Genomic DNA, 12597 nt, shown 5'->3' with positions numbered 1-12597 from the left:
AGTGGGTACAGGCGATGACCTCACAATTCTCCAGCAGCGAGGATGCGCTGCTGCGCATCGGCAAAGACCTCTGGTGGGCGGTGCTGTTGCGCGGCGTCTTCGCCATTGTGTTCGGCATCGTCGCTTTGGCGTGGCCCTCGGTCACCGTCTGGGCGCTCGTCCTCGTCTTCGGTGCCTATGCCGTCGTCGACGGTATCTCTGCGATCGTTCGATCGATCCAGGCGCGCAAGGTCGACTCCGGTTGGGTGTGGTGGCTACTCGGCGGAATCGTCTCTCTCGGCGCTGGCATCGTCGCCTTCGTCTGGCCCGAGATCACCGCTCTTGCGGCCGTCTTCGTCATCGGAATCTGGGCCGTGTTGGGCGGCCTGCTCGAAATCGTCGGTGCGCTGCGCCTGCGCTCCGTCGGCGGCGCCTCGCACTGGGTGATGCTCCTCGTCGCGGGCCTGCTCGAGCTCGTGTTCGGGCTCGTGCTCGTGTTCTTCCCGGTCAGCGGAATTCTGAGCATCGTCTGGCTCATCGGCGTGTTCGCGTTGCTGTTCGGACTGGTGCTCGTCGTGTCCGCGTTCACGGTACGTTCGGAGGCGAAAAAGGCAGGCGTGCTCTGACCGCGACTTCTGATCGATTCGCTATGTTCAGCAGTGGTGTGTGTTAATGACAGCTGGTTTCGGCTGCACTGATCACAGGGTCCTCAACCTCGTCCGAGGTTGAGGACCGTGCAGCAGGACTATGCAGATGAACTATTGCAGAAGAAGGATGGATCCGATGGTCATGGCACCTCGTTCACCGCGTCGACTGGTAGGGCGACTGACCGCAGCGACGATGATCGCCGCTTTCGGCGCCGCTGTCGTCATTGCTCCGGCTCAGGCCGCGCCGCTGTGGCCAGGCGGCCCCGATGTGCCGGGTCTCGGTTCCTCCGCCCCCGCGGTTCCAACGATCCCTGCCCTGCCCGTTCCGGCACCGGAGCCGCAGATGCAGCGCCTGATGCCCGCGCCGTTCGCCGATCCGTCGATCACACCCAACGGGGGCGAGATCGTCGGCGTCGCGCAGCCCATCAAGATTTCCTTCTCCGACACCATCGGTGATCGTGCGGCTGCCGAAGCAGCGATCGAGATCACCACGACGCCGAAGGTGGACGGTCACTTCTACTGGATCAACGACACCCAGGTGCGTTGGCTGCCGAACGAGTTCTACCCGGCGCACACCCAGGTCACCGTCGCCGCAGGCGGTGCGCGCGCCGATTTCTCCACCGGCGACTCCTTGATCACCACCGCCGACGACGCGACCAAGACCATCACCGTCACCCGCAACGGCGAGGTGGTGCGCACCATGCCGACCTCGTTCGGCAAGCCGGGGTACGAAACCCCCAACGGCACGTACATCGTCGGCGAGCGGGTCCGGGAAATGTACATGGATTCGTCCACGTACGGCGTTCCTGTCGATGCGCCCGAGGGCTACCGCACGTACGTCGAGTACGCGACACGGATGTCCTACAGCGGCATCTTCCTGCACGCCGCGCCGTGGTCCGTCGGCTCGCAGGGCTATGCGAACGTCAGCCACGGTTGCCTCAACGTCAGTACCGAGGACGGCAAGTGGTTCTACGAGAACGCACGCAAGGGCGATCCTGTTGTGGTGGTCAATACCGCAGGCGGAACCCTCAGCGGCGCCGACGGATTGGGTGACTGGAACCGTTAGGCGGCTTCGCCGCATGTGCGCGGAAATGCATAGTGGGGCACGTATTTCCGCTCACATAGCAAGGTTTTGGTTTCAATTTTCTTAGGGGTTGGGGTCTAGTTCACCGCACGTTCGCCGCGGGTGAGCACAGTCCCCGCGGTGACGACATCGACGGAACGAGTGCTGCCCACAGCGGGCCGGAGGAGATTCTTCGGCAGGCCGTGGAGTGACTACGCGCTCTTCCTGATCCTCCTCGGGCCGAACCTGGCTCTGCTGGCGGTGTTCACTTACCGGCCTCTCGTGGAGAATGTCCAGTTCTCGTTCTACGACTGGAATCTCTCTTCGCCTACAGCAACTTTCATCGGGTTCGGGAACTATCGCGAATGGCTCTCTCGCGACGACACGTGGGTCGTCGTATCCAACACGGTCATCTTCACCATCGCCGCCGTCGTCGGCAGCCTTGTGTTGGGGCTCATCCTGGCCATGCTTCTCGACCGAAAGCTACGGGGCCGCAACTTCGTCCGGTCTGCGGTGTTTGCACCCTTCGTCATCTCCGGTGCCGCGATCGGTATCGCGTTCCAGTTCGTGTTCGACCCGAACTTCGGGCTGGTCCAGGATCTGCTGCAGCGCGTCGGGCTGACTTCACCGGACTTCTACCAGGATCCCGACTGGGCGCTGCTGATGATCACGGTGACTTACCTGTGGAAGAACCTCGGGTACACCTTCGTCATCTACCTGGCCGCACTGCAGGGTGTGCGCAAGGAGTTGATGGAAGCAGCCGAGATCGACCGCGCAGGAAAGTGGACCACCTTCCGTAAAGTGCTGCTGCCGCAACTGCGTCCGACCACGTTCTTCCTGTCCATCACCGTGCTGCTCAACTCGTTGCAGGTGTTCGACATCATCAACGTGATGACGCGCGGCGGCCCGCTCGGCTACGGCACCACGACGATGGTCTATCAGGTCTACGAGGAGACGTTCCGCAACTTCCGGGCCGGCTACGGGGCGACGGTGGCGACGATTCTCTTCGTGGTCCTGCTGATCGTCACTCTGGTGCAGGTTCGCATGATGGATCGAGACGATGCGCGATGACACTGACCGAAACTCGTAAACAGAACACTGCCGAGCCCTCGCGCACTCGTCCGAAGGATCCCGGGCGTCAGCGCAGCCTGGCCACCGTGTTCGGCTACATCGCGATGGTGTTGGTGCTGATCATGATCGGTCTGCCGCTGTTCTGGATTCTCATTACGTCCTTCAAGGAGCGCGGCGACATCTACGTCCAGCCGGTCACGTGGTGGCCGGGGGTTTTCCATCCTCAGAACTACTCCGAGGCGACGACGGAGGTTCCGTTCTTCACCTACATGCGCAACTCGATCATCATCACGGGCGTGCTGGCTGTCATCAAGTTCGCTCTCGGTGTGTTCAGCGCCTACGGCCTGGTGTTCCTGCGGTTCCCCGGTAAGAACATCGTCTTTCTGGTTATCATCGCGGCGTTGATGGTGCCCAACCAGATCACCGTCATCTCCAACTACTCGCTCATCTCCGACCTGGGCTGGCGAAATTCTTTCCAGGGGATCATTCTTCCGCTCGCCGGCGTCGCGTTCGGGACGTTCCTGATGCGCAACCACTTCCTGTCGATACCTGCGGAGATCATCGAAGCCGCACGTATGGACGGCGCGGGCCCCTTCCGGTTGCTGTTCCGCGTGGTGCTGCCTTTGTCGGGGCCGACGATGGTGGCGTTCGCGATCATCACCATCGTCAACGAGTGGAACGAATACCTCTGGCCGTTCCTGATGTCCGACGACTCCTCCGTCGCACCGCTCCCCGTCGGTTTGACGCTGCTCCAGAACAGCGAGGGCTACACCAACTGGGGCGCCGTCATGGCGGCGACCGTACTGACCATTCTGCCGATTCTCGTCGTATTTCTTGCCCTGCAACGTCACATGATCAAGGGCCTCACCTCCGGTGCGGTCAAAGGCTGACTCGATTTCTTCTAGGAGAACACTCATGGCACACCTCACTCGTCGCGGCTTCCTCACGCTGACCGGCACAGTCGCTGCCGGTGCGGCGCTGGCCGCCTGCAGCGGTCCGGGTTCGAGCTCGTCGGCATCGGGATCCGAGGCATCGGGCGACGCGAGCACGATCAACTTCTGGTCGAACCACCCGGGCAAGTCTCAGGCGTTCGAGGAAGAGCTCATCGCCCGGTTCCAGGCCGAGAACCCTGGTCTCACAGTAAATCTGATCGACGGTGGTAAGAACTACGAGGAGGTCTCGCAGAAGTTCAATGCGGCACTCTCGGGCAACGATGTGCCCGACGTCGTGGTGCTTTCGGACGTCTGGTGGTTCAACTACGCCCTCACCGGTGCCATCGAGCCCCTCGACGGACACTTCGAGGCCGCTGGTGTCGACTCGGGTGACTACGTCGATTCGCTTCTGGCCGACTACAACTGGAACGGCAACCACTGGGCACTGCCGTACGCTCGCTCGACTCCGCTGTTCTACTACAACAAAGAGGTGTGGGCGCAGGCGGGACTGCCCGATCGCGGACCGGCGACCTGGCAGGAATTCGACGAGTGGGGCCCGCGCATCCAGGCCGTCGTCGGCAACGGAAAGCTGGCGCACGGCTGGGGCAATGCCGTCGACTATCTCGGGTGGACGTTCGAGGGCCCGATCTGGACATTCGGCGGCGCCTACTCCGACGAGTTCACGCTGAAGTTCGACGACCCCAACACGATCGCCGCGGGCGAGTTTCTCAAGAACATGATTCACACCAAGAAGTACGCAGGCGTCTCCCAGGACATCGCCAACGATTTCGGTGCGGGAATTCTGGCCTCGACCATCGCCTCCACCGGCGACCTGTCGACCATCACGCAGAACGCGTCGTTCGAGTTCGGCACCGCGTTCCTGCCTGCAACCGAAGGAAAGCCCGGATGCCCGACGGGCGGCGCCGGTCTCGCCATCCCCGCGAAGATCTCCGAGGAGCGAAAAGTCAACGCACTCAAGTTCATCGACTTCATCACCAACGGCAGCAATACCGCGTACTTCTCGCAGAACACCGGCTACATGCCGGTCCGCAAGTCGGCACAGGAGGATCCGAGCGAGATCGCCTTCCTCGAGGCCAACCCGAACGCGAAGACCGCCGTCGATCAGCTGGCGGTGACACGCTCGCAGGACTACGCCCGTGTGTTCGTTCCCGGTGGGGACAAGATCATCGGCACCGGCCTCGAGCAGATCGCGCTGCAGAACGCAGACGTGGCAACCACATTCGCCGGAGTTGCAGATCAGCTCCAGCAGATCATCGACCGCCAGATCACCCCGAACCTCCCCTCGTAATGGCGGCCGTTCACTATTCGGGTGTCTCGCACCGCTACCCGGGGTCCGATGCGCTCGCCGTCGACACGCTCGATCTCGACATCGCCGACGGCGAGTTCATCGTGCTGGTCGGGCCGTCGGGGTGCGGGAAGTCGACGTCGCTGCGAATGCTCGCGGGCCTCGAAGCCGTGGAGAGCGGACGCATCGATATCGGCGGCGTCGATGTCACCGAACTCGCGCCGCGAGAACGTGACGTGGCAATGGTGTTCCAGAGCTATGCGCTGTACCCCAACATGACCGTCGGGGACAACATGGGTTTTGCATTGCGGAACGCCGGAATGAGCAAGTCCGACACTGCAGCTCGGGTGTTGGATGCAGCGAAGATGCTCGAGCTCGAACCGCTGCTCGATCGCAAGCCGGGCAAGCTGTCCGGTGGACAGCGGCAGCGTGTTGCGATGGGGCGGGCGATCGTGCGCCAACCCAAGGTGTTCTGCATGGACGAGCCGCTGTCCAATCTCGACGCGAAGCTCCGCGTCTCGACGAGAGCGCAGATCGCCGGACTGCAGAAGCGGCTCGGCACGACGACGGTGTATGTAACCCACGACCAGGTCGAGGCCATGACCATGGGAGATCGTGTCGCCGTACTCGAGTCCGGCAAGCTGCAGCAGATCGCGTCGCCGCGCGAGTTGTACGACAACCCGGTCAACACGTTCGTGGCAGGGTTCATCGGGTCGCCGGGGATGAACTTGATCGACGCCCCGGTCATCGACGGTGCAGCTGTCATCGGCGACGTTCGCATCCCGGCCCCCACGTCGGATGCGCGGGTCACCGTCGGTATACGGCCCGAGTCGTGGACCTTGCGGGAACCGGCCGACGATTCAGTCGGCTCGGTTGCCGTCACGGTGGAGCTGATCGAGGAACTCGGTGCCGAGTCCTTCGTTTACGGCACACCCGCCCCGGGCGCCGATTGGACGACCGGATCGGGTCGCCTTGCGGTCCGGGTGGACCGCAAACGTGCACTCGGTCTCGCCCAGACCCTTCGACTGGTCCCCACCCTCGACGAGGTGTTCTTCTTTTCGAGTACTACCGGGGCGCGCCTGTAGCCGCCGGTTGCCCGAGGTCGACGGGCAGCGACGCCCAGCCGTGCAGGACTCGGGTGTCGCGGCGGATTCCCTCACCTGCGGATTGCAGGTGGGGGAATCGGTCGAACAAAGTCTTCAGTCCCACTTCGGTTTCGGCTTTCGCCAGTGCCGCGCCGAGGCAGTAGTGGCGTCCGCCGGAGAACGAAAGGTGCTTGTTTGCGTTCTGGCGGGTGACGTCGAATCGGTACGGGTCCTCGAACACCTCTGGGTCCCGGTTGGCGCCGGCGAGGACGAGGAGTACGAGCTCGCCTTCCTTCAGCGGCACACCCTCGACCGTCATGGCATGTTTGGCCACCCGCGCCGTCAGCTGAACCGGCGACTCCAGGCGGAGCATCTCCTCGACGGCAGTCGGCCAGTGTTCGGGCTCGTTGCGCAGAACCTCCAGCTGATCGGGATGGTCGAGTAGCAGGCGGATACCGCTACCGAGGAGGTTGACGGTGGTCTCGAACCCCGCAGCCAGGACGAGGCCGGCGGTGGCGCGCAGTTCCTCGTCGTTCAGCCCGACACCATCCTCCTTCGCCCGGATGAGTTGGCTCATCAGGTCGTCGCCGGGATTGCGTCGAAGCTCGGCGAGGTGACCGGCGAGCCAGGCGTCGAACTGTTCGAGGCCCTTTTCGACGAGATTGAACTGTTCCCAGGTCAGTCCGATGTCCAGGCTCGGCGCGGCCATCTCGCCGAATTCCAGCACCCGTTGGCGCTCGCTGTCCGGGACCCCGAGGATGGTGCTGATGACGGCGACGGGCAGTTGGGCGCAGTACCTGTCGACGATATCCACCTCACGGCCCCCCACGGTGAGCTCGTCGAGCAGGCTGTCGGCCTTCTCCTGGACCATCTCGCGCATCCGGGCCACCGCCCGGGGGGTGAAGACGGAGGACACGAGCTTGCGGTAGCGAGTGTGTTCGGGTGGTTCCACCGACAGCAGCGACGGCGGCTTGAGCGGGTGCAGCGCCTTGGATCTGGTCTTGCTCTCGATGTAGCGCAGCGGGGCGGGGAGGGCACCACCGAATTGGGTGACGCGGAAGTCGTCGGATCGCAGTAGATCGTGCACCAGCTGGTGGTCGACGGTGATGTTGGAGATGCGTGTCTTCACCAGCGGCCCGGTTGCCCGTATCCGTTCGTAGACCTGGCGCGGGTTGGCGCGCGTCTCCGGGTCCGCGATCAACATTGCCTGCGGGTCACCGGCCTGGGCGGCCTTCTTCGCTCCGTACCGCACCACCGCATGTGCTGCGATCCACCTGATCCGTGCCTTCATTTCCCCACCCCTTGTTTTGTCGAGCTACCAGATCTTGACGCGCTGGTCCGGTTCCAAGTACAACCCATCTCCGGGTCGGACATCGAACGCTTCGTGAAAACTGTCCAGATTGCGCACTACCCCGTTGCAGCGGAATTCTGGCGGCGAGTGCGGGTCCACTGCGAGGCGGCGGATTGCCTCCTCGTCGCGAGCCTTGGTGCGCCATACCTGCGACCAGCCGAAGAACACCCGCTGCAGCCCGGTGAGGCCGTCCAGCACCGGGGCAGGCTCTCCGCCGAGTGCGATCTCGTACGCGGTGACGGCGATGGACAGTCCGCCGAGGTCGCCGATGTTCTCTCCGATGGTGAACTCACCGTTGACGTGATGTCCGGGCAGAGCCATCGGTTCGAACTTGTTGTACTGATCGATCAGCGCGGCGGTGCGCGTGCCGAACTCGGCGCGGTCGGAGTCGGTCCACCAATCCACCATGTTGCCGTCGCCGTCGTACTTGGCGCCCTGATCGTCGAACCCGTGGCCGATCTCGTGGCCGATGACGGCACCGATACCGCCGTAGTTCGCGGCGTCGTCGGCCTCGGCGTCGAAGAACGGTGGCTGCAGAATGGCTGCGGGGAAGACGATTTCGTTCATGCCTGGGTTGTAGTAGGCGTTGACCGTCTGCGGCGTCATGAACCATTCGTCGCGGTCGACGGGACCGCCGAGCTTGTCGAGATCGCGCTGATAGTCGGCGGCGTATCCGCGTCGATAGTTGCCGACGAGGTCGCCTGCGTCGATCTCGACGGCGGAGTAGTCACGCCAGCGGTCCGGGTAGCCGATCTTGGGGGTGAACTTGTCGAGCTTGTCCAGCGCCTTCTGGCGTGTTTGCGGGCTCATCCATTCGAGGGAGGAGATGTTGCGCCGGTATGCCTCTTGCAGATTGGCGACGAGGACCTGCATCCGTGCTTTGGAGTCGGCGGGGAAGTGGCGCTCGACGTAGAGCTTGCCGACCACCTCACCCAACACGTCCTGCACCAGGGTGACCCCGCGCTTCCACCGCTCGCGGTTCTCCTCGGTACCGGTGAGCTTGGCGCCGTAGAACGCGAAGTTCTCGTCCACGAAAGCCGCCGACAGATAGGGGGCGCGGCTGTGCAGCACGCGCCAGGTGAGCCAGGCCTTCCAGTCTGCGATGTCCTCCGAGATCCACAGGTCCGTGAAAGTACTGATGAACGGAGGTTGACGAACCACGATCTCCGCGAATTGCTCGGTGGTGCCGGCCAACCCGGAAATCCATGGTTGCCAATCGAAACCGGATGCGAGCGTGTCGAACTCGGTGAGGTTGTAGCTCTTCTCGGCGTCCCGTCGAGCGACCACGTCCCAATGGCCGGCGGCGAGCTTGCGCTCGAGGTCGAACACGCGCTGCGCGTCGTACGGTAGTTCGGCGAGCGAGAACATCGCGGCGATGTGGGCGATGTAGGCCTCGCGTATCTCCGCGTATCCCTCCTCGCGGTAGTAGGACTCGTCCGGCAGACCGATGCCGGACTGGGAGAAATGCACCAGATAGCGGGAGGAATCCTTGGCGTCGGTGTCTACGTAGTGCGCGATGGCGCCACTGACGCCGGTGCGCTGCAGCGAGCCGAGGACCTCGGCGAGGGTGGCCAGGTCGGCCGCGTCGGCGACGGCAGCCAACTCGCCGGCGATGGGCGTCAAGGCGGCTTCCTCGACGGCGTCGGTGTCGAGGAAGCTCGAGTAGAGGTCACCGATCTTCTGCGCATCGGTGCCGACCGGCGGTTTCGACGCCGCCGCCTCCTGGATTATCTCCCGGACATCTTCCTCGGCCTTGTCGTACAACGTGCGGAAAGCGCCGTCCACGGCGCGGTCGGCGGGGATGGCGTACTCGTCCAACCACTTGCCGTTGACGTGGACGAACAGGTCGTCCTGTGCGCGCGTGCCCTCGTCGCGGTGGCTGAGGTCGATGCCTGATTTCGCCCGTTCCGAGTCCAATGCTGTCATGCATTCCATCTTTACACCCCGGTGCGACATCGGGGTTCTTGTCAGGCATTGAACAACTGTTTAGTATCTTGTTCATGCGTTCGATCAGGGTGGACGATCAAACAACGCGGGCTCGTATACGCGACGCCGCGATCGAAGTGTTCGGCCGGGACGGATTCGCCACCGGAGTGCGCGCCATCGCCACCGCAGCAGGTGTATCGCCAGGGCTGGTCAACCATCACTTCGGTTCCAAGAACGGCCTACGGCAGGTGTGCGACGGATACGTCCTCGACGTGGTGCGCGAGAGCAAATCAGGCGCCATGTCCGCCTCTCCCGCCGGGACCATCGCGCAACTGGCCGAGATCGACGAGTACGCGCCGTACGTCGCCTATATCGCTCAAAGCTTCACCACAGGAGGCACGTTCGCGAAACAGATGTTCGAGAACATGGTCGACGACACCGCCGCCTACCTGGAAGAAGGCGTCGCCAACGGACGCCTGAAGCCCAGCCGTGACCCTCGGGCGCGCGCAAAATTCCTGACGCAGCAGAACGTCGGCGGAATGCTTCTGCACATGCGCATGGCTCCGGGGGGCACCGACTTCAAGAGCGCGCTGCGTGATCTGGCCGAGAGCATCACCCTCCCCGCCCTCGAGCTCTACACCGAAGGACTGTTCACCGACGACGCCACCCTCACCGCCTACCTTCACCACCGGGAGACGACATGAGCGCCATAGAGATCCGGGGACTGACGAAAAAGTTCGGCCAGCTCACCGCCCTCGACAGACTGGACCTGACCGTCGAAGCAGGTGAGATACACGGCTTCCTCGGTCCGAATGGCGCAGGAAAGTCGACGACGCTTCGCATTCTGCTCGGGCTCATCAAAGCCACGTCCGGCCGGATCGAAATGCTCGGTGCAGACCCGTGGAACGATGCCGTCGCACTGCATCGGCGGCTGGCCTACGTACCAGGCGATGTCACCCTGTGGCCGTCGTTGACCGGTGGCGAGGTCATCGATCTCCTCGGACGCATGCGCGGGGGGATCGACACCGGCAGACGCGACGAGTTGATCGAGCGGTTCTCGCTCGACCCGCGCAAGAAGGCCCGCACCTACTCGAAGGGCAATCGTCAGAAAGTCGCGTTGATCTCCGCGCTGTCGTCCAACGCCGAACTGCTTCTGCTCGACGAGCCGACCTCGGGACTCGACCCTCTGAAGGAGCACGTCTTCTCGGCCTGCGTCACCGACGCCGCGGCGCGCGGAACGACCGTGTTGCTGTCCTCGCACATCCTGTCGGAGGTCGATAGGCTCTGCGAGCGGGTCACGGTGGTGCGTGAGGGCCGGGCCGTCGAGTCCGGCGCGATCTCGCAGATGCGACATCTGACGTACACCACAGTCACCGCCGAGGTCGAGCGTGTTTCGGTGGATGTGTCCACGCTGCCTGGGGAGACCACCGTCGTCGGAAACACCATCACCTGCCGCGTCGAGCGGGCCGAGCTGCCGCGACTGATGAACATGCTCGCCGCCGCCGGCATCAACAGTCTCGTCAGCGCGCCGCCGACGCTCGAGGATCTGTTCCTGAAGTATTACGCGAGCCCGACATGACCGGCACACTCGGACTGGTACGCCTTTACCTCCGCAAGGATCGCGTAGTCCTTCCCCTGTGGGTTGTGGTGATCGGCCTGCTTCCGCTGCTGTACGCAGTGAGTTTCGACGGTCTCTACGCCACCGACCAGCAACGTGAGAGCTTCTACGCGGCGACGAGCCAGATCCCGGCCCAACTGGCCATGGTCGGGCCCATCTTCGGCAGCGACCTCGGCGCACTCGTCACCTGGCGTTCGGGCGTCTTGCTGACGATCGTTCCCCTCGCCGTGATCCTGACCGTCATCCGTCACACGCGAGTCGAGGAAGACGCTGGGCGGACCGAGTTGGTGGGCTCGACCGCAGTCGGGCGCAGCGCCGGCCTCGCTGCCGCGCTCGTCGTCGCCGTCGGCGGGACGGTGATCACCTCGGTCCTCGGTGCGGTCACTCTCATGGCCTTCGGGCTGGCGGCGGCGGGGAGCATCGCATTCGGGCTGTCGATCCTTGCCGCTGGGACGGTGTTCGCCGGTATCGCCGCCGTCACTGCCCAGCTGGGGTCGGGAGCACGCAGCGCGCGCGGATACGCGTTGGCTGTTTTGGCGGGTGCCTTCGTGCTCAGGGCAATCGGCGACGCCGTGTCCTCCACCGGGTACTCGATGCTGTCCTGGTTCTCGCCCATCGGGTGGTCGGCGCAGCTGAGGCCGTTCGCCGACGAGCGATGGTGGGTTCTCGTGCTCTCGGCCGCCGCGTCGGCGATGTTCATCTCACTGGCGTTCGCTCTCGCCGCACGACGCGACCTCGGGTCCGGACTCGTCGCGGAACGCCTCGGACCCGCGTACGCCTCGGTGTCGCTCGGTGGAGTGTTCGGTCTCGCCTGGCGTACCCACCGCGGTTCGTTCCTGGCCTGGACCATCGGCCTCGGGGTGACTGCGCTGGTACTCGGGGCGGCGGCCGACAGCGTCGGCGGGCAACTCGGGGGTAGTGAAGCCGTGTCGGACATATTGAGCACATTCGGTGGAACGACGCTGGTCGAGTCCTACCTGGCGAGCTCGATCAGCCTGCTCGGCATCGGGGCTGCCGCGTACTCGATCTCGGCCATCCTGCGAGCTCACGCCGAGGAGGAGGCATCGCTCGCCGAGCCCGTGTTGGCCACGGGCGTGAGCCGCTCCCGGTGGCTGGGGAGCCATCTGCTCTGGGCCACCGCCGGCCCGGCGTCGGCGATGCTGGTGGTGGGTCTTGCGGCCGGTATCCCGTACGGCTTGGCCGTCGGAGACATCGGCTCGGTTCTGCCGGGTGTACTCGGTGGCGCGCTGGTTCAGATTCCTGCAGTGTGGGTGTTCACCGCGACGGGAGTTCTCTTGTTCGGGCTGCTCCCGCAGTATGCGCCGATGGTGTGGGGCGTGCTCGCCGCGTGTGTGATGCTGGGTCAGGTCGGCGCGGTCATGGGTCTGCCTCAGATCTGGCTCGACCTGTCGCCGTTCACGCACCTACCGCACTTGCCGGGCGGATCGCTTGCGCCGACGCCGTTGCTGGTTCTGATGGCCATCGCGGCGCTGGGGTGCGTGGTGGGCGCAGCCGGGTTTCGACGGCGAGACCTTCGAAGCTGACCGCTGTCGGTTAGCATGGCCACGACAACCCGACCGTGAGGTTTGGTCGCGCTTCGGGTTGCCGTGGCAATTCAC

Annotated in this window: 11 protein-coding genes; 9 read left to right on the top strand and 2 right to left on the bottom strand. The window is 64.2% G+C overall.

The features are described 5' to 3' along the window. Positions 1 to 14: 14 nt before the first annotated feature. The 6 genes from KVY23_RS09115 (at position 15) to KVY23_RS09090 (ending at position 6083) form a co-directional block, all read left to right on the top strand. Positions 15 to 605: an HdeD family acid-resistance protein gene (locus tag KVY23_RS09115; protein WP_075837827.1), complete on the top strand. Its 591-nt coding sequence runs from the start codon at positions 15 to 17 to the stop codon at positions 603 to 605. Positions 606 to 768: 163 nt separating this feature from the next. Next, the gene (locus KVY23_RS09110; protein ID WP_075837889.1) at positions 769 to 1692 is read left to right on the top strand and encodes an Ig-like domain-containing protein; all 924 of its coding nucleotides are present in this window, start codon (positions 769 to 771) and stop codon (positions 1690 to 1692) included. Between the two features lie 138 nt (positions 1693 to 1830). Next, positions 1831 to 2760, top strand: a complete 930-nt coding sequence (locus tag KVY23_RS09105) for a carbohydrate ABC transporter permease (protein WP_187346688.1) — start codon at positions 1831 to 1833, stop codon at positions 2758 to 2760. Beyond that, a complete protein-coding gene (locus KVY23_RS09100) occupies positions 2757 to 3650 on the top strand; it encodes a carbohydrate ABC transporter permease (protein ID WP_075837825.1) in 894 nt (297 codons plus the stop codon). Before KVY23_RS09105 ends, KVY23_RS09100 begins: the two co-directional genes overlap by 4 nt. 25 nt (positions 3651 to 3675) lie before the next feature. Next, positions 3676 to 5001 carry an ABC transporter substrate-binding protein gene (locus tag KVY23_RS09095; protein WP_206511018.1) on the top strand — a complete coding sequence of 442 codons (1326 nt, stop codon included), beginning with the start codon at positions 3676 to 3678 and terminating at the stop codon, positions 4999 to 5001. Continuing rightward, positions 5001 to 6083 (top strand): ABC transporter ATP-binding protein, encoded by a 1083-nt coding sequence (locus KVY23_RS09090; protein ID WP_206511017.1) that lies wholly within the window; start codon positions 5001 to 5003, stop codon positions 6081 to 6083. The genes KVY23_RS09095 and KVY23_RS09090 overlap by 1 nt, the downstream gene beginning before the upstream one ends. Here the strand turns inward: KVY23_RS09090 and KVY23_RS09085 are convergent. Continuing rightward, complete coding sequence (locus KVY23_RS09085; protein ID WP_230556154.1) at positions 6064 to 7374, bottom strand: cytochrome P450; 1311 nt, start codon at positions 7372 to 7374, stop codon at positions 6064 to 6066. The two genes, KVY23_RS09090 and KVY23_RS09085, sit on opposite strands and share 20 nt — an antisense overlap. Before the next feature lie 24 nt (positions 7375 to 7398). Next, positions 7399 to 9369, bottom strand: coding sequence for a M13 family metallopeptidase (locus tag KVY23_RS09080; RefSeq protein WP_371829848.1), 1971 nt, complete (start codon positions 9367 to 9369; stop codon positions 7399 to 7401). A gap of 65 nt (positions 9370 to 9434) precedes the next feature. Here KVY23_RS09080 and KVY23_RS09075 point away from each other — a divergent pair, with 65 nt between their 5' ends. Genes KVY23_RS09075 through KVY23_RS09065 form a run of 3 tightly spaced genes read left to right on the top strand, consistent with a single transcriptional unit; the run spans position 9435 to position 12522 of the window. Next, positions 9435 to 10064, top strand: a complete 630-nt coding sequence (locus tag KVY23_RS09075; protein WP_206511014.1) for a TetR/AcrR family transcriptional regulator — start codon at positions 9435 to 9437, stop codon at positions 10062 to 10064. Then, positions 10061 to 10939 carry an ABC transporter ATP-binding protein gene (locus KVY23_RS09070; protein WP_230556152.1) on the top strand — a complete coding sequence of 293 codons (879 nt, stop codon included), beginning with the start codon at positions 10061 to 10063 and terminating at the stop codon, positions 10937 to 10939. Before KVY23_RS09075 ends, KVY23_RS09070 begins: the two co-directional genes overlap by 4 nt. Beyond that, positions 10936 to 12522: an ABC transporter permease gene (locus KVY23_RS09065; protein WP_230556151.1), complete on the top strand. Its 1587-nt coding sequence runs from the start codon at positions 10936 to 10938 to the stop codon at positions 12520 to 12522. Before KVY23_RS09070 ends, KVY23_RS09065 begins: the two co-directional genes overlap by 4 nt. Positions 12523 to 12597: the final 75 nt, after the last annotated feature.

Origin of the sequence: Rhodococcus sp. I2R (assembly GCF_020889545.1) — a bacterium.
In the GTDB taxonomy this organism is placed as follows: Bacteria; Actinomycetota; Actinomycetes; order Mycobacteriales; family Mycobacteriaceae; genus Rhodococcoides.
This window is presented reverse-complemented; position numbering and strand designations above follow the sequence as displayed.